Here is a 17,093-nt window from a genome sequence, read left to right on the forward strand (position 1 = left end):
GGGAATGCAGCCCGGGACGCTCCGCGTCCCTTCCAAAGCCGAACGCGGAGCGTCCGTTGAGGCATTCCCACGCAGAGCGTGGGAACGATCGTCCGGGCTTAGTGCCCAGCTGCCGCAGGTCCTGCCTTCGCCGCAAACGGTGGTTTCGCCAGCCATACCAGCAGAATCAACCCCATGAACGCCCACCCCAGCAACGTGAAGTAATCCACGGTGGAGAGCATGTACGCCTGGCTGGTCAGCACATGATCCAGCTGCGCGTAGGCCGGATTGCCCGCCCCGCCCAGTGAGTTCAACGCCTCCCGGGTCGCCGGCTCATAGGTGGTGATGCTTTCACTCAGATACGCATGGTGCTGATCGGCGCGGCGAATCCAGATCCAGGTGGTCAACGACGCGGCAAAACTCCCGCCCAGGGTCCGCAGGAACGTCGCCAGCCCTGCGCCGTCGGCAATCTGGCTTGGCGGCAAGTCCGACATCAAAATGCTCAAGGTCGGCATGAAGAACAGCGCCACGCCAATGCCCATGAACAGCTGCACCAGGGCGATGTGCTGGAAATCCACTTCGTTGGTAAACCCGGCGCGCATAAAGCAGCTCAAACCGATGCAAAGGAACGCACCACCGGCCAGCAATCGCAGGTCGAACTTATGCGCGTACTTGCCGACAAACGGCGATAAAACCACCGGCAGAATACCGATCGGCGCCACCGCCAGTCCGGCCCAGGTGGCGGTGTAGCCCATCTGGGTTTGCAGCCATTGCGGCAGGATCAGGTTAATCCCAAAGAACCCGGCGTAACCGCCCACCAGCACAATAGTACCGATACGGAAATTGCGGTAAGCGAACAGCCGCAGGTTGACCACCGGGTGTTTGTCGGTCATTTCCCAGATCACGAACACCGCCAGTGCAATCACTGAAATAGCCGCGCCAATGATGATGAAATTTGACTCGAACCAGTCCAGGTCATTGCCCTTGTCGAGGATCACCTGCAACACGCCGACGCCAATAATCAAAGTGATCAGGCCCACGTAATCCATCGGCTGGTAACGGGTCACCACCGGCCGCGCCTTCAGTTGCTGGCGCACCACCATCACCGCGAAAATCCCGATTGGCACGTTGATAAAGAAAATCCACGGCCAGCTATAGCTGTCAGTAATCCAGCCGCCGAGGATCGGCCCGGCAATCGGCGCCACCACCGTGACCATCGCCAGCAACGCCAGGGCCATGCCTCGTCTGGCGGGCGGATAGACCGCAATCAACAGCGTCTGTGTCATCGGGTACAACGGCCCGGCCACCAGGCCTTGAAGCACCCGAAAGCCGATCAACTCCGGCATCGAGGTCGAGATGCCACAGAGAAACGACGCCAGCACGAACAGCATCGTCGCCCAAAGAAACAGCTTCACCTCACCGAAACGCCGGCTGAGCCAACCGGTCAGCGGCAGCGCAATGGCGTTGCTCACCGCAAACGAGGTGATGACCCAAGTGCCCTGCTCCGAACTCACGCCCAGGTTGCCGGAAATCGTCGGCAAGGCCACGTTGGCGATCGTGGTGTCGAGCACCTGCATGAAGGTCGCCAGCGACAGGCCGATGGTGCTGAGCAGCAGGCTGGGCGGCGTAAAAGACGCGTTATTGCTCATCGCAAATCCTTTGAAACCTGATTGGCGCAGCGCCTGTTACTGACGCAGCTGACCTTGTGGGAGCGAGCCTTTGTGGCGAGGGAGCTTGCTCCCGCTGGGTCGCGAAGCGACCCCAAAAGCTTTGCGACTGCTTCGCAGCCGAGCGGGAGCAAGCTCCCTCGCCACAAAGGCTCGCTCCCAGGGTCGGTGTCAGCGCTGCGCGGTTTTATTGACCGCAGCGCTGTTGTCGTGGATCAACTGGGTGATCATCGCGTCTGCCTCGGCCAACTGACGGTCGTAGACGCTGGTACTGAATGACGCCTTTTGCGGCGGCTGTTGCGCCAGCACCGGACCGCTCTGGTCGCGCAGGTCCACATCGACCTGAGTCGACAGGCCGACCCGCAACGGGTGTTTGGCCAACTCTTCGGCGTTGATGTGAATCCGTACCGGCACCCGCTGGACGATCTTGATCCAGTTACCGGTGGCGTTCTGCGCCGGCAACAAAGCAAACGCGCTGCCAGTCCCGGCGCCGAGGCTGTCGATGGTGCCGCTATATTTGACGTCGCTGCCGTAGAGGTCGGCCTCGATGTCCACCGGCTGACCGATGCGCATGTCACGCAGTTGGGTTTCTTTGAAGTTGGCGTCAATCCACAGCTGATCCAGCGGAATCACCGCCATCAGCGCCGTGCCCGGCTGAACTCGCTGACCGAGTTGCACAGTGCGTTTGGCGATATAACCGGTGACCGGCGCGATCAAGGTGCTGCGGGCATTGTTCAGGTAGGCCTGGCGCAATTGCGCGGCGGCCGACATCACGTCCGGATGCGACGACACCACGGTGTCATCCACCAGCGCGCTGGTGGTCATGAGCTGTTGTTTGGCGTTGGCCAAGGCGTTTTGCGCCGAGGTCAGATCATCGCGAGCGTGGGACAGTTCTTCCTGGGAAATCGCCCCGCCAGCGGCGAGGTTTTTCCGCCGATTGAAGTTGTCCTGGGCCTTTTGCACTTCGGCCTGCTGCGCATTGACCTGGGCTTTCATGCCGTCGACGTTGCTGTACAAACCACGAACCTGGCGTACGGTGCGAGCCAGATTGGCCTGGGCACTTTGCAAACCGACTTCGGCGTCATTCGGGTCGAAGTTGACCAGCACCTGGCCTTCGTGGACCAGATCGCCATCGTCGGCGCCGATGCTGACCACGGTGCCAGCGACCAGCGGGGTGATTTCCACCACGTTGCCGTTCACATAGGCGTCGTCGGTACTTTCATTCCAGCGACCGAAGAGTTCGTGATAACCCCAGACGCCGAGCCCGGCGAGGATCACCACGATGGTCAGCACAAACAGCATCACTTTGCGTTTGCGTGGATTGCTAGCGTGTTGAGGGTTGTCAGACGCTTTATCCGTTGAAGCAGGGGTTGTATCGACAGTGGCCATGACGAGTACCTTGAATTAGTTGTGCTGCGTGGCTGGGGTTGCGTTGGCCGCGGTCAGGGTTTCGCCCTGAAAGCCGCCGCCCAGTGCTTGCATCAGTTGAATTGACAGGTCGATCTGCTCGGCATTCAGGTTGGCCAGCTGACGCTGGGCCTGGAGTAATTGCTGCTCGATGCTGAGCACGTCCAGATAATTACCGATGCCGGAACCGTAGCGCTGGACCACGGTGTTGTAAGAATCCTGGGCAATGTCGGTGGCGTGCTGCTGGGCGCCGATTTGCCGGCCGATATCGTGCAATTGGTTGATGGTGTCGCTGACATCGCCCAGGGCTTTCACCAGGCTTTTGTTGTACTGCGCCACCGCGAGGTCGTAGTCGGCGTCGCGAGAATCGAGGTCGGCACGCAAACGACCGCCGTCGAAAATCGGCACCGAGATCGTCGGCGCGACGTTGAAAAAGCGACTCGCCGAACCGAACATCGCATCGCCCAGCAACGACTCGACACCCGCCGCCGCGCTCAGGTTGAGGTTGGGGTAGAACTGAGTCTTGCCCGCCGCGATGTTTTTGCTCGCGGCTTCAACCCGCCAGCGCGCCGCCACCAGGTCCGGACGACGACCGAGCAATTCCGCCGGCAGAACCGATGGCAGTGCTACGACGCTGGCCTGGAGAACTTTCGGACGGGCGATTTCATTGCCGCGATCCGGGCCTTTGCCCAACAGCACCGCCAAGGCGATTTTCGCGCTTTGCAGGCGTTTCTCGGCGTCGATCAGGCTGGCTTCGGCGCTGGCTTGCAGGCTTTCGGTCTGTTGGAACTGGTATTGACTGTCGATCCCCGAGCTCAGGCGACGCTGGCTCAGGTCGAGCATTTGTTGGGTGCGCTTGAGGTCTTCGCTGGCCAGGTCATGGATGATGTGCGCCTGCCCCAGATCGCTGTAGGCGCGGGCGACGTCGGCGGACAAGGTCAGTTGCGCCGCCTGCTGATCGACTTCGGCGGCACGGGCCTGGCCCAATGCGGCTTCCCAGGCATCGCGCTGACCGCCCCAGAGGTCGAAGTTGTAATTGAAACTCGCACCGAGATTACGCACGGTGGAATAGGTGCCGCCCTGCCCGCTCGGGTCCTGATCACGGGCCAGACGCGAACGGCTGACGCCGGCGCTGGCATCGAGGGTCGGCATACGCGCAGCGTCGACGGCATACGCGGCAGCACTGGCCTGATGGGCGCGGGCGTCGGCGATTTGCATGTCCGGGCTGTCGTGTAGGGCTTCGCGGATCAGACCGTCGAGTTGCGGATCGCCAAGGCTTTTCCACCAGTCGCTTTTTGGCCACGCGGCGGGTGACAGGGTCACGCCGTTGAGGGATTGCCCGGCCTTGAGATTTTTCGCATCGAGGCTGACGCCTTCGGTGGTCAGGCCGCTGTAACTGGCGCAACCGGCGAGGCTCATGGCCAACAGCACCAGGCTCAGACCGGTTCGCAGGTTTTTACTGTTCATGGCCACCTACCCGCTGCAGGGTGATCGAGTCACCCGCGGCTACCAGAATTTTTTTCAGGATCTGTTCCAGAGTTTTCAACTCTTGCGGGGTGATGGCCTCGGCCAGTTCATTCATGGCCTCGGCGCCGATCTGCGGCAGGCGGTCAGTCAACTGCTGGCCTTGTTCAGTCAGCACCAGTTGCACTTGACGGCGATCAGCTTCGGAACGTTGGCGGGCGAGGAAACCTTTCTGTTCCAGACGATCGAGCATGCGGGTCATCGAACCGCTGTCCAGCGACAGGTGACGGCACAATTCGGCCGGGGTATCGACGCCGAACTGGGCCATGATAATCAGCACTTTGAACTGCGCGGCCGTGATGCCGTGGGGTTCCATGTGCGTGTCGATGATCCGGTCCTTGAGCAGCGCGGTGCGCCCGAGCAAGAGGCCGAGATGGCAATGCTGGAAATTTTCCGGATTGAAATGTTTCATCTGACCACCGATTAGCTGCCTAGGCAGAGAATGTATGTCGAGATATTACTGCCTAGGCAGTGAATGTCAACGCAATAGTTAGGTTACTTACTATTTAGTTGATAAATGGTGCACCGCTGGTCGTTCCCATGCTCTGCGTGGGAATGCCTCAACGGACGCTCTGCGTTCGGCTTGGGAAGGGACGCGGAGCGTCCCGGGCTGCATTCCTTTGCTGCGCGTGGGAATGATCAGGTTGGGGGTTAGAAATCCCGCTTGTAGAAGATGTCCAGCGAACTGGCCACGCCGCTGGCGGCTTCGAGGTAGACCTTTTTGCTCAGCTTGTAACGCAAGGCGATGGTGTTGGCCGGCTCGAATACCCCAACGCCATAACGCAGGCTGAGTTTTTCCGAGATGTTGCCGCTGGCCACCACGGCGGTGTTAGCGCCGCTGCCCTGGGTATCAAGCTGGAAGTCCTGAATCCCCAAGTCCTTGGCCAACCCGCTGGTCACCCCGGAACTGCCCATCAAACCCAACCCGAGGGCAGCTTGGGCGAGCATGTTGTTGTCTTCACCGGTAGCGCTCAATGGACGGCCCAGCACCAGATAGGACAACGCCTGCTCCTGACTCATCGCCGGTTCAGAAAAGATCTGCGTGGTCGGCTGCTCGGCACTGCCACTCAGGCGAATGCCGGCGATGACATCGTCGGTCTGGCGAATCGCTTCGATGTCCAGGTACGGCTGATCGATGGGACCTGCAAACAGCAACCGCGCCCGGCGCACCGTCAGCCGCTGACCGTAGGCGCGATAACGCCCGTCGTTGAGCCACAGCTCGCCTCGAGTATCCATGTTGTCACCGATGTGCACATGACCTTGCAAGTTGGCGGTCAGGCCAAACCCGGTAAAACTCAGCTTGTCCTCCCCCACCACCACATCGATGTCCATCGCCATGGCCATCGGCGGTTTACCCTCTTCGGTCTGCTGACCGACGATCACCGTGTCATCGGAAACCTTGACCGTCGATGGCGGCAGTTCGCGCACGGTGATTTCGCCCTTGGGTACCAGCACCTTGCCGACGATTGCCAGTTTGTCGTCCTTCATGGAGATCTTCAGGTCCGGCGCGACTTCCAGCGCGGCGTAGGGTTCGACGGTGACCGGTAAGTGCGAGCCCTTGAGCGCAAGATCCACCACCAGCGCCTGACCCCAGGCGATGTTGCCATTGAGGCTGCCCTGCCCGGTCTTGCCGCTTTTCCAACCGCCGTTCAGTTGCACGGTTTCGCCGGCAATCATGGCTTGAAGTTGCAAGGCTTCGAGCGCCATCGGCAATTCAGGCCCGGAGATTTCACCGTCGCGCAGCTCAAGGTTGCCGTTGACCAGCGGCGCCAGCAGTCCGCCGGACAATGTGCCGCTGCCACTCAAATGCCCGGTGAGTTTCTCGACCATCGGCACAAACGGCCGTGCCACCGACAAGTCCAGACCACTGAGGCGGAATGAACCGGTCAGCGGTTTGTTCTTCGGTATCGGATTGATCTGCGCCTGAACCATCAGTTCACCGAGTTTGCCGCCGACAAAATTGAGGTCGGTGTCGATGCGTTTTGGCGTGAGTTTGCTGGTGAGTTTCAGGGTCTGGTACGGAAAATCCAGCCATTGCTCCTTCTCACGCATACGCAACGTGCCGCCACTGGCGTCGATGCTGACCAGACCGTTCGGACCGCTGGCCGGCAAGTCAAGTTGCAGATCGGCGTTGAGCTTGCCCTTCCAGGCGAAATCCTTCGGCAGCCATTGCGCCAAGCTGTCGATGGGGAATTGCTTGAGGTGGTAACGCAGCTTCGGCTCGGGCATCAAACGCTGGTCTTCGCCGCACAGGCTGGCCGGGCCGGACATCCAGCAATGGGCGCCGAAGGTGATTTTGCCGTCCGCCAGTCGCTCGAGTTTCGCCGGATTTTGCAGTTTCCAGTCCTGACCGCCCGCCTGGATATCACCACTGGCCAGACGCCCGCGCCAATTGCCCTTGTCCAGCGTGCCGTCGAGACCGAGCGCCAGTTTCAGCTTCGGTCCTTGCAGGTCGAGGGCGAGTTTCTGGTTTTTGATGTCGCCCTGACCGCTGGCAGTCAACGTGCCCAGTGACGTGTCGCCGGTCTGAATGCCGCTGCCCTTGAGGTCGATCTTCGCCCGCTGAGCGCTGTCGAGGGTGGCGTCCAGATTGAGGCTTTGCAGGCGATTGTCTTCGAAGGCCAGTTGCGTGCCTTGCAGGCCGAGTTTGCCTTGTGGCGCCTTGAGTGTGCCGGCGACATCGACCCGGCCATTGAGCTGACCGCGCAGTTGCGGCCAAAGCTGGGCCAGACGCGGCAGCTTGATGTCGATCCGGCCGGCGAGTGTCTGTTGCAGGCTGCCTTGGCCGTTGATGCTGTTGTCACCGAGGCGAATCTGCAACGCGCTGAGGTTCCATTGCTCGCCGCCGCCATCGGCCTTGGCTTGCAATATGGCCGGTTGCCCGCGCAGCTTGCCTTTCAGGTCCAGGTCGGCGGTCAGGCTGAGTTTTTCATTCTTCATCTCGCCTTTGCTGCGCAAGGGACCGGCCAACGAGCCCGGTAGCTCCGCGAGCCAGTACGCCGGGTTGATCGCCGAGAGGTCCAGCGCCGTATCCCAGGCGATACCGTCGGCAAACTGTAGGTTCAGGTGCCCTTCGGCCTTGCCCTGCCCGGCTTCGAGTTTGAATTGCGGCAGGTGAATTTTGGTCAAGTCGCCGCTGAACGGGCTGTTCAGGCTGAACGCCCCGGCCGGGCCATCCAGCGCGGCTTTGAAATTACCGATGTAGTTGCCGTCGGTGTAGGAGACTTCACCATTGAAGCTGCGCAGCGCCACTTGCGGCTCGTCGATCAGCGGATAGAGACGGTGCCACGGGAAATCCAGCCAATCGATTTTCGCCTCAGCGCTCAGGCCTTTACTCCAGTCCACAAGCCCGGTGAGCTTGAGGCTTTGTTTGTCGTTGGCCGTCAGGTCAAGGCCGGCGATCTGCGCACCCCTGGCGTCGACCTTGCCTTGCAGCAACAGCGCAACCGGGCCTTGCTCTGCGGGTAACGTGGCTTTGCCTAGCAACTGGTAACCGTTTTTCAGGTCGCCGTCGCCGGTGAGTTCCAGTTGATTGAGTTGCAGGGTATCCGGCAACCCGGCGCTGGGTTTGAAGCCGTCGGCGGTGATCCGCACTTTGGCCGGCAGATTTTCCACCAGCGGTTGCAGTTCGCCGGTGAGTTGCCCGTTCAGGTAGCCACTGCTGTCGGCTTTCAGGTTCAGGGTTTTCAGCAGATCGCCGTCGACTTTCAGGGCCAGAGCCCAAGGCTCGGGGGCCGGCAGGGTCAGTTTGCCCTCGGCTTTGAGCGGCCAGTTGCCAGAAGGTTGCAGCAGGCCGGACAGGTTCAGGCTCAGTTCATCACGCTGTAAATGCACCGAGTCGATCTGCAAACCTTTCTCGGTCCAGTGCGCTGCCAATTGCAGTCCCTTGAGCTCTTCGCTGCCGTTGAACAGCAGACGGCCGATTTTGACATCGCCCAATTCGATGGCCAGCGGCAATTTCAAATCCGGGAGACTGATCGGGCCGCTGCTTTGCTCTTCCACGCCCGACGGGAATTGCAGGCTGACCTGCTCGGCCTGCAATTGCTCGATGCACAATGCCATGCGCATCAGGCACAGCGGCGACCAGGCGAAAATCGCTTTGCTCAGCTCAACCCTGCTGCTGTCCTGCTGCCACACCAGATGCTCGGCGCTCCACTGCCCACCCAAACGGCCCTGGAAATTCTCCACGGTCAAACCCGGCACAAACCCGAGCGCCCAACGACTGCCCGTCGGAGTGCCCAGCACGGTGACCAGCGTCAGCACGATCAGCATCAGCAGCGCCGGAATCGCCAGCAGCGTTATTTTCAAACCACGCTTCACAGCTCAGGCCCCATGGAAAAGTGCAGTCGAATGCCGCCGTCATCGTCCATCGCGTGGGCCAGGTCGAGGCGAATCGGCCCCACCGGCGAAACCCAGCGTACGCCGATACCGACACCCGTCTTCAGGTTCGGCAGTTCGAGTGTGTTGAAGGAGTTGCCCTGGTCAATGAAGGTAGCGACCCGCCATTTTTCGGCGATTGAGTATTGATACTCGACGCTGCCGGCCACCATGTAGCGGCCACCGATACGGTCGCCATCGGAGTTTTCCGGGGACAGGCTCTGATAGTCGTAACCGCGCACGCTCTGATCGCCACCGGCGAAGAAGCGCAAGGACGGCGGCACCGATTTGTAGCCGTTGGTGGCGCTGCCGCCGACCTGCACCCGACCGAGCAAGCGGTGTTTGTCGAAGACCGTGGTCAGGCCTTTGACCAGCGCCGTGCCGTAGACCAGATTGGTGTCCGAAGCCAATCCTTCCTTGGCGACTTTGGTTTCGAATTGCAGGCGATAGCCGTTGTGCGGATCGATGCGGTTGTCGCTTTTCAGGTACGAATAGCTCACGCCGGGCATCAGTAAGGTGCTGAGCCCCGAATCGTCACCGAGTTGGTATTCCTCGCGTTGCCACTTGAGCGACACCACCCGCTGCCAGCCGCTGGGCAACTTGCTGTGCCACTCGGGGCCAAGGGTCAGCAGTTTACTGAGGGTGTCGGTGCCAGCGATTTCTTCATATTGATAACCCCCGGCAAAGCGCAGCTTGTCGGTCAATGGGGGGTCCAGCGGAACGTCGTAAAACAGCCCGACGTTCTGCCGTGGCGCCGAAATTTCGGCCTCCCAGCCATAGCTGTGCCCCTGAGGATTAACCCAATGGCGAGTCCAGTTGGCTTTGACCCGTGGACCGACGTCGGTGGAAAAGCCCAGACCAAGACCCATGGTCCGTGGCTTGCGGGTTTCCAGTTTGACCGCCACCGGAATCACATCGTCCTTGGACGCGGTCGGTGCTGCGTCCACGCGTACACCCTCGAAGTAACCGCTCGACTGCAACGCCTGATTGAGTTCGGCGATCAGTTCAGAGTCATAGGGCGCACCGGCCTTGAACGGCACCATGCGTTGCAGGAGGTCTTCGTCGAACGGCGTATCGCCTTCAAAACTGACCTTGCCCAGCGCATAGCGTGGGCCGCTGTCGTAGATCAATTCAATATCGGCGACGCCTGCACGCGGGTCCACCAACAGCTTTTGACGGGTGAAACGCCCACTGAAAAAACCGTAGCGCGAGGCCTGGTTCTGGATCAGCCGCTTGGCGTCTTCGTAACGGCCATGGTTAAGCACTGCGCCGGGTTTCAGCAGGTCGCTTTTCGGTACACGAAAGGATTTGAACGAGGCCGCGGGGCCATCGATGCGCACCGTAACGTTGCGCAAATGGATTGGCTCGCCGGGGTCGATGTTCAGCACCAGGCGCGGCGTCTTGCCGCCCTTCACGTCACTTTCAATCTGTGGCTGGTAATAGCCCAAGGCCTGGGCGGCCTTGCGCGCCTGTTCTTCGGCGCCGCGACTGAAGCGTTGCAAGGCTTCTTCATCGCGATCGCCGAGGCTACCGATATAGCCTTCTATATTGGCCTTCAGTTCATCGTTGGACGGTTTGATCCGCACATCCAATTCACTTTGCGCCAGTGCCGCACAGCTGGAAATCAGCATCAACACGCCACTGGTAAATCTTCCGGAAAACTTCATAGCGCGGATGCTATCACGAGCTTGGGAGCCTGATAGAGCCTGACCTGCCGCGAAATTTCTACTGTTATGCCGTTGCCGTTTGTAACACCTGCGGGTTGGCGTGGAAAAACACATGCTCGCGAATCGGCCCTACGGCTACTTCGCCGATTTCCTCATAGCCCTGACGCTTATAGAACTCCAGATAACGGGGATTGCCGGTGTCGAGGATCACGCCTTGGGAGTGTTCATCGACGGCGCACCAGTTATGCACCGCTTGCAGCAATTGTTCACCGAAATGTTTGCCCTGAAATTGCGGGTGAATCCCCAGCAAAGGCAAAACATGCACCGAGTCGGACGGCACGCACGCCATCACGGCGGCGTGGTAATCGAGGTAGCGTCGGGTACAACGAAACCCGGTGCTGAGCACCATTCGCAGGCGCCAGGCCCAGCTTTCGGTGATGCCCAGCCGGCGTTGCGGCGGCGCGATCAGGGCGATGCCGATCAAGCGGTCATTCACCAGTAGGCCGATGGCCGGCAAATCCTGAAGAAAGTGTTGCTTGACCAGTTCGCGTACCGTTGCCCTTACTCGTTGTTCATAACCGGGGCGTTCGGCTTCGAACAGATAGCCGAACGTCGGCTCGTGCCGGTACGCCTGGTACAACAGGGAGCGTGCTTCGCGGGAATAGCCGCTGTCGAGCATGTGAATATCGGCGATGACGGTCGAGGTTTCGGGCATAACGGTAGATCTCCCCTGGGGCGCGGCTCAAAAATGGCGGCGCTCTTATTGTTACGAGCGTGTTGGCGCTTGCACAGTTCCTGACTGATCCGAAATCAGTGGTGGTACTTAAACCGTCATCGCGAGCAGGCTCGCTCCCACAAGGTATAGACCAGACTCATAACCTGTGGGGGCGAGCCTGCTCGCGATTAGGCTATAACGGCCTACACAAAGCCGACAGGCAAAAACGAATCCCCTCACCCCAAGGCTGGCCCCATTCCTACATGTCAGCTAGCATCGCACTTTTGCCAGGACTGCCGACCATGAAGATCGTCTCCTTCAACATCAACGGGCTGCGCGCTCGCCCGCATCAGCTGGCGGCGCTGATTGAGAAACATCAACCGGACGTGATCGGCCTGCAGGAAACCAAAGTCCACGACGACCAGTTCCCCCTGGCCGAGGTTCAGGCGCTGGGTTATCACGTGTATTACCACGGGCAAAAGAGTCACTACGGCGTGGCCCTGCTCTCGCGCCAGGAACCGATTGCCTTATACAAAGGTTTTACCTCTGACGAAGAAGACGCCCAGCGACGCTTCATCTGGGGCACGTTCGCCGACGCCAATGGCGTGCCGGTGACCATCATGAACGGCTATTTCCCACAGGGCGAAAGCCGCGATCACCCCACCAAATTCCCGGCCAAGGAACGTTTCTACAGCGATTTGCAGCAGTTGCTGGAAAGCCAGTTCAGCAACGATCAGCCGATTGTGGTGATGGGCGACGTGAACATTTCCCCGGAAGACTGCGACATCGGCATCGGCCCGGACAACATGAAACGCTGGCTGAAAACCGGCAAATGCAGCTTCCTGCCCGAAGAACGCGAATGGATGGCCCGCCTGAAGAATTGGGGCCTGGTGGACAGTTTCCGTCACCTGAACCCGGACGTTGCCGACCGTTTCAGCTGGTTCGACTACCGCAGCCGCGGGTTTGAAGATGAGCCCAAGCGCGGGCTGCGGATTGACCTGATCATGGCGTCCCATGGGTTGTTGCCGCGAGTGAAGGATGCCGGCGTGGATTACGATCTGCGCGGGATGGAAAAACCTTCCGATCACGCACCGATCTGGCTTGAGTTGAGCTGATCCGGTTTTGCTGATCGTTCCCACGCACAGCAAAGGAATGCATCGCGTGACGCTCTGCGTCACATTCAAGAGCGGAACGCGGAGCGTCCCCGGCGGCGTTCCCACGCAGAGCGTGGGAACGATCACTGTCATCGTTCAGAAACCTTACTGACTTATTCTCCCGGCACTTTCCCAGGCTTATCAGGTGCCGGCATGACGCTGCGCGTGTTGTTTCTGTCGATGCTCACCTCTCTGCTGCCGTTGACGGTGTCGGCTAGCGATTTGCCGACGCCCGAACGTGGCTCGGTGCTGCGTATCCAGGGCTCCAACACCATTGGCGCGGCATTGGGCCCAGCGCTAGTCGAGGGTTTGATGCACGAACAGGGCCTGCTCAAAGTTCACCGTGAAACCCCGGACAAAGCCAACGAACAACGCATCGTCGGCGAAACCGTTCACGGACGCCGAGTCGAAGTGGAGGTCGCGGCCCACGGTTCCAGCACTGGATTCAAAGCCCTGAAAAATGCCGCTGCCGATCTCGCGGCCTCCTCGCGCCCGATCAAGAACAGCGAACGGCTGGATCTGGAGCCGCTGGGCGATCTGAAAAGCCCGGCTGCCGAGCAAGTCATCGCCATCGATGGGCTGGTAATCATCCTTCATCCGCTCAATCCGCTGAAGCAACTCAACACCGTACAACTGGCGCGAATCTTCAGCGGCGAAGCGAAAACCTGGGAAGAACTCGGCGGCACCGGTGGGGCAATTCATCTCTATGCGCGGGATGATCAATCGGGCACCTATGACACGTTCAAGGAACTGGTCCTCAACCTGCGTGGGAAAACGCTGAGCGGCAACGCGAAACGGTTCGAATCCAGCGAGCAATTGTCCGACGCAGTCAGTCTGGACCCGCAAGGCATCGGTTTCATCGGGCTGCCTTATGTGCGCCAGGCCAAAGCCGTGGCCATTGTCGATGGCGACTCCCAGGCCATGCTGCCGCTCAACAGCCTGATCGCGACGGAAGATTATCCGCTGTCCCGTAGGCTGTTCTTTTACCTGCCGCCGACCGGGAAAAATCCTTGGGCCCAGGCCTTGGTGAAGTTTGCCCAAAGCAGCAAAGGCCAGGCGATTGTCGCGGCCAATGGCTTTATCGCGCAGACCGTTCTGGCCATGGCGGTCACGCCGAATGCGTTGATGCCCGAGGGCTATCAGGCGCTCAGCCGCCATGCCCAGCGACTGACGGTGAATTTCCGTTTCGAAGAAGGCAGCGCGACGCTGGACAACAAGGCCCGACAAGACCTGGTGCGGGTGCTCGACTATATAAAGCAGCACGATAAGACCAACCGACAGGTGACACTGGTAGGGTTTGGCGACGCCAAGAGCGACCCGGCGCGGGCTGACCTGCTGTCGAAATTGCGGGCCATGGCGGTGCGACGAGAGTTGGTGAAAAGCGGCGTGGTGTTTCGCGAGATTCGCGGTTTTGGTGCCGAAATGCCGGTGGCAGCCAACAGCGGGGATGAGGGGCGGATCAAGAATCGGCGGGTTGAGGTTTGGGTGTATTGAAGTAAGCACCGACCATTGTGGCGAGGGAGCTTGTCGGAACGCCGCACCGTCCCGCTCGACTGCGAAGCAGTCGCGAAATCAGACAACCCGGTACATCTGAAACAACCGTGCTGCCTGATTTGGGGCCGCTTCACGACCCAGCGGGACGGTGCGGCGTTCCGACAAGCTCCCTCGCCACGGGGTGTTACTGCCCGCTGCGCATCATCTCTTTCGGCACATACTTGCCAATCTCGAACTTGCCGATCGCCGCGCGATGCACTTCGTCCGGGCCATCGGCCAGGCGCAGGGTGCGTTGCATGGCGTACATGTAGGCCAGCGGAAAATCGTTGGAAACCCCTGCCCCGCCATGGATCTGAATCGCCCGGTCGATCACCCGCAATGCCACGTTCGGCGCGACGACTTTGATCTGCGCGATTTCGCTCTTCGCCACCTTGTTACCGACGGTGTCCATCATGTACGCGGCTTTCAACGTTAGCAGGCGCGCCATGTCGATCTCCATCCGCGAGTCGGCAATTTTGTCGATGTTACCGCCTAGGCGGGCCAAGGGTTTGCCAAACGCGGTGCGGTTAACCGCACGTTTGCACATCAGCTCCAACGCACGCTCGGCCATGCCGATCGAACGCATGCAGTGGTGAATCCGGCCCGGGCCAAGGCGACCCTGAGCTATTTCGAAGCCGCGTCCTTCACCCAACAGGACGTTTTCGTACGGCACCCGGACGTTTTCGAACAGTACTTCGGCGTGACCGTGAGGTGCGTCGTCATAACCGAACACCGGCAGCGGACGCACAATCTTCACGCCCGGGGTATCCACCGGCACCAGAATCATCGAGTGCTGCGCATGGCGCGGTGCCTCTGGATTGCTCAGGCCCATGAAAATCAGAATCTTGCAGCGTGGATCGCAGGCCCCCGACGTCCACCATTTCTTGCCGTTGATCACCCACTCGTCGCCATCACGTACGGCGCGGGCGGCCATGTTGGTGGCGTCGGATGAGGCCACGTCCGGTTCGGTCATGGCGAATGCCGAGCGGATCTCGCCGCGCAACAGCGGTTCGAGCCAACGTTGCTTCTGCTCTTCATTGGCATAACGCACCAACACTTCCATGTTGCCGGTGTCTGGCGCGGAGCAATTGAACGGCTCAGGGCCCAGCAGCGAGCGGCCCATGATTTCCGCCAATGGCGCATATTCGAGGTTGGTCAGGCCGGCGCCGAGTTCGGATTCAGGCAGAAACAAATTCCACAGGCCTTCAGCCTTGGCCTTGAGTTTGAGTGCTTCCATGATCGCCGTCGGCTGCCAGCGATCGCCCTCGGCGACCTGGCGTTCGAACACCGCTTCGGCGGGGTAAACGTAGGTGTCCATGAACGCGGTCACGCGCTCACGCAGTTCTTGCACTTTGGGCGAATACGCGAAATCCATGGGCAGCTCTACCTTTTAAACAGAGGGTTCAGAGGTGTTGTTCAGGTCATGCAATCGATGCTAGAACAGCGCTGATAATTTACCTAGCCTATTCTCGGCGTGTATTAACATTCATCACCGATATATGATCGACTGATCGAGCTACCTCCTAAAACAATAAGCAGAGAGCGCAAAGCAATGAATCTGAGCAAGGTCGACCTCAACCTTTTCATCGTCTTCGACGCGATCTACACCGAAGCCAACCTGACGCGCGCCGGTCAGATTGTCGGCATTACTCAACCCGCGGTCTCGAACGCTCTGGCTCGCCTGCGCGAGACCTTCAACGATCCGCTTTTCGTGCGCACCGCCCAAGGCATGGTGCCCACGCCGATGGCGCAGAACATTATCGGCCCTGTGCGTAACGCCCTCTCCTTGCTGCGGGTGTCGGTGCAGGAAAGCCGCATCTTCAACCCGTTGCAGGCGGTCAAGACCTACCGCATCAGCATGACCGACCTCACCGAAGCGGTGATCCTGCCGCCGCTGTTCCAGCGCCTGCGACGCCTGGCGCCGACGGTGATCATCGAAAGTTTCCTGTCCAAACGTCGCGAGACCACCAAGGAACTGGCGGCCGGACGTCTCGATTTCGCGGTCGATGCGCCACTCAACACTGACCCGCAGGTGCGTCACGTCAAGTTGATGGAGGACCGTTACGTGTGCGCCATGCGCAAGGGCCATCCGTTGGCGGGCAAAGAAAAATTCAGCCTCGACGATTATCTGTCCCTGACCCACATCCATATTTCCAGCCGTCGCAGCGGTCTGGGTTATGTCGACCTGGCCTTGGGCAAAATGGGTATCCAGCGCAAAATCGCCCTGCGCTCACAGCATTACCTGATGGCCTCCCAGGTGTTGCAGCAGACCGACATGGTCATGACCGTGCCGGAACGCTTCGCCCGTCGCCATGACTTGTACTCGGTGAACCTGCCGGTCAAAGAAGTTCCGCCGGTGGAAACCCACCTCTACTGGCACGAAAGCACTGATCAGGACCCGGCCAACCGCTGGATGCGCGAGCAGATGATCGAGTTGTGCCAGCAGGTCACGGCGAATGAGAAGAAGCTGGATAAACAGGTGGTTTGAGGACGATCAAAAGATCGCAGCCTTCGGCACTTGACGTAAACGTCAACCTGCCATTAGCTTAGCGCCATGACCTTTTTCGAGCGCTTCCATGAGCAGCCAGACCTATAGCATTTCCGACCTCGCCCGCGAGCTCGACATCACCACCCGGGCCATTCGCTTCTATGAAGAGCAAGGCCTGCTCAGCCCCGAGCGTCGCGGCCAGGAACGCATTTATTCGCCCCGTGACAAGGTCAGCCTGAAGCTGATCCTGCGGGGTAAACGCATTGGTTTTTCCCTGGCCGAATGCCGCGAGCTGATCGAGCTCTATGACCCCTCCAGCGGTAACACCAAGCAATTGCACAGCATGCTGGCGAAAATCGCCGAACGTCGAGAACAACTCGAACAGCAACTGCTGGACATCGAACAGATGAAACTGGAACTCGACACGGCTGAAGAGCGCTGCACCCAGGCGCTGGAGCAGACGATCAAGAGCCAGCAAGTGGTTTAACAATTCCATTGTGGGAGCGGGCTTGTGTGGCGAGGGGGCTTGTCGGAACGCCGCATCGCCCCGTTCGAGTGCGCAGCGCTCGCAGATCCTGGGTC

Annotated in this window: 12 protein-coding genes; 4 read left to right on the top strand and 8 right to left on the bottom strand. The window is 59.9% G+C overall.

Annotation, left to right across the window (positions count from 1 at the left end; translation table 11 throughout):
• Positions 1–98: 98 nt before the first annotated feature.
• From LOY56_RS17285 to LOY56_RS17315, 7 genes are all read right to left on the bottom strand, one after another.
• On the bottom strand, positions 99–1,628 hold the full coding sequence (locus tag LOY56_RS17285) for a DHA2 family efflux MFS transporter permease subunit (RefSeq protein ID WP_258615923.1): 1,530 nt from the start codon (positions 1,626–1,628) through the stop codon (positions 99–101).
• Positions 1,629–1,817: 189 nt separating this feature from the next.
• Positions 1,818–3,035, bottom strand: coding sequence for an HlyD family efflux transporter periplasmic adaptor subunit (locus tag LOY56_RS17290; RefSeq protein ID WP_258615925.1), 1,218 nt, complete (start codon positions 3,033–3,035; stop codon positions 1,818–1,820).
• Between the two features lie 15 nt (positions 3,036–3,050).
• Positions 3,051–4,520 (bottom strand): efflux transporter outer membrane subunit, encoded by a 1,470-nt coding sequence (locus LOY56_RS17295; protein ID WP_258615927.1) that lies wholly within the window; start codon positions 4,518–4,520, stop codon positions 3,051–3,053.
• The gene (locus LOY56_RS17300; RefSeq protein WP_258615929.1) at positions 4,510–4,989 is read right to left on the bottom strand and encodes a MarR family winged helix-turn-helix transcriptional regulator; all 480 of its coding nucleotides are present in this window, start codon (positions 4,987–4,989) and stop codon (positions 4,510–4,512) included. The genes LOY56_RS17295 and LOY56_RS17300 overlap by 11 nt, the downstream gene beginning before the upstream one ends.
• Positions 4,990–5,228: 239 nt before the next feature.
• On the bottom strand, positions 5,229–8,897 hold the full coding sequence (locus tag LOY56_RS17305) for a translocation/assembly module TamB domain-containing protein (RefSeq protein ID WP_258615930.1): 3,669 nt from the start codon (positions 8,895–8,897) through the stop codon (positions 5,229–5,231).
• Entirely contained in the window at positions 8,894–10,621 is a 1,728-nt protein-coding gene (locus LOY56_RS17310; protein ID WP_258615933.1) for an autotransporter assembly complex family protein, read from the bottom strand. Before LOY56_RS17310 ends, LOY56_RS17305 begins: the two co-directional genes overlap by 4 nt.
• A gap of 64 nt (positions 10,622–10,685) precedes the next feature.
• Positions 10,686–11,336, bottom strand: coding sequence for an N-acetyltransferase (locus LOY56_RS17315; protein WP_258615935.1), 651 nt, complete (start codon positions 11,334–11,336; stop codon positions 10,686–10,688).
• A 302-nt stretch (positions 11,337–11,638) separates the two neighbouring features.
• Between LOY56_RS17315 and xthA the strand changes: the two genes are divergently transcribed.
• Entirely contained in the window at positions 11,639–12,451 is an 813-nt protein-coding gene (gene xthA, locus LOY56_RS17320) for an exodeoxyribonuclease III (protein ID WP_258615937.1), read from the top strand.
• A 192-nt stretch (positions 12,452–12,643) separates the two neighbouring features.
• On the top strand, positions 12,644–13,984 hold the full coding sequence (locus LOY56_RS17325) for a phosphate ABC transporter substrate-binding/OmpA family protein (protein ID WP_258615938.1): 1,341 nt from the start codon (positions 12,644–12,646) through the stop codon (positions 13,982–13,984).
• 184 nt (positions 13,985–14,168) lie between these two features.
• Here LOY56_RS17325 and LOY56_RS17330 read toward each other — a convergent pair whose 3' ends face one another.
• Positions 14,169–15,398, bottom strand: coding sequence for an acyl-CoA dehydrogenase (locus LOY56_RS17330; protein WP_258615939.1), 1,230 nt, complete (start codon positions 15,396–15,398; stop codon positions 14,169–14,171).
• A gap of 177 nt (positions 15,399–15,575) precedes the next feature.
• On the opposite strand from LOY56_RS17330, the gene LOY56_RS17335 reads away from it, so the two are divergent.
• Together LOY56_RS17335 and LOY56_RS17340 are read left to right on the top strand one after the other, a co-directional pair.
• A complete protein-coding gene (locus tag LOY56_RS17335) occupies positions 15,576–16,511 on the top strand; it encodes a LysR family transcriptional regulator (RefSeq protein WP_258615940.1) in 936 nt (311 codons plus the stop codon).
• Between the two features lie 88 nt (positions 16,512–16,599).
• A complete protein-coding gene (locus LOY56_RS17340; RefSeq protein WP_258615943.1) occupies positions 16,600–16,998 on the top strand; it encodes a MerR family DNA-binding transcriptional regulator in 399 nt (132 codons plus the stop codon).
• Positions 16,999–17,093 lie beyond the last annotated feature (95 nt).

Source organism: Pseudomonas sp. B21-048 (genome assembly GCF_024748615.1).
Classification (GTDB): Bacteria; Pseudomonadota; Gammaproteobacteria; order Pseudomonadales; family Pseudomonadaceae; genus Aquipseudomonas.

Excerpts from the sequence above, each read along its gene's own strand:
- LOY56_RS17285 (WP_258615923.1), bottom strand. The coding sequence starts at position 1,628 with ATGAGCAATAACGCGTCTTTTACGCCGCCCAGCCTGCTGCTCAGCACC.
- LOY56_RS17290 (WP_258615925.1), bottom strand. The coding sequence starts at position 3,035 with ATGGCCACTGTCGATACAACCCCTGCTTCAACGGATAAAGCGTCTGAC.
- LOY56_RS17295 (WP_258615927.1), bottom strand. The coding sequence starts at position 4,520 with ATGAACAGTAAAAACCTGCGAACCGGTCTGAGCCTGGTGCTGTTGGCC.
- LOY56_RS17300 (WP_258615929.1), bottom strand. The coding sequence starts at position 4,989 with ATGAAACATTTCAATCCGGAAAATTTCCAGCATTGCCATCTCGGCCTC.
- LOY56_RS17310 (WP_258615933.1), bottom strand. The coding sequence starts at position 10,621 with ATGAAGTTTTCCGGAAGATTTACCAGTGGCGTGTTGATGCTGATTTCC.
- LOY56_RS17315 (WP_258615935.1), bottom strand. The coding sequence starts at position 11,336 with ATGCCCGAAACCTCGACCGTCATCGCCGATATTCACATGCTCGACAGC.
- xthA (WP_258615937.1), top strand. The coding sequence starts at position 11,639 with ATGAAGATCGTCTCCTTCAACATCAACGGGCTGCGCGCTCGCCCGCAT.
- LOY56_RS17325 (WP_258615938.1), top strand. The coding sequence starts at position 12,644 with ATGACGCTGCGCGTGTTGTTTCTGTCGATGCTCACCTCTCTGCTGCCG.
- LOY56_RS17330 (WP_258615939.1), bottom strand. The coding sequence starts at position 15,398 with ATGGATTTCGCGTATTCGCCCAAAGTGCAAGAACTGCGTGAGCGCGTG.
- LOY56_RS17335 (WP_258615940.1), top strand. The coding sequence starts at position 15,576 with ATGAATCTGAGCAAGGTCGACCTCAACCTTTTCATCGTCTTCGACGCG.
- LOY56_RS17340 (WP_258615943.1), top strand. The coding sequence starts at position 16,600 with ATGAGCAGCCAGACCTATAGCATTTCCGACCTCGCCCGCGAGCTCGAC.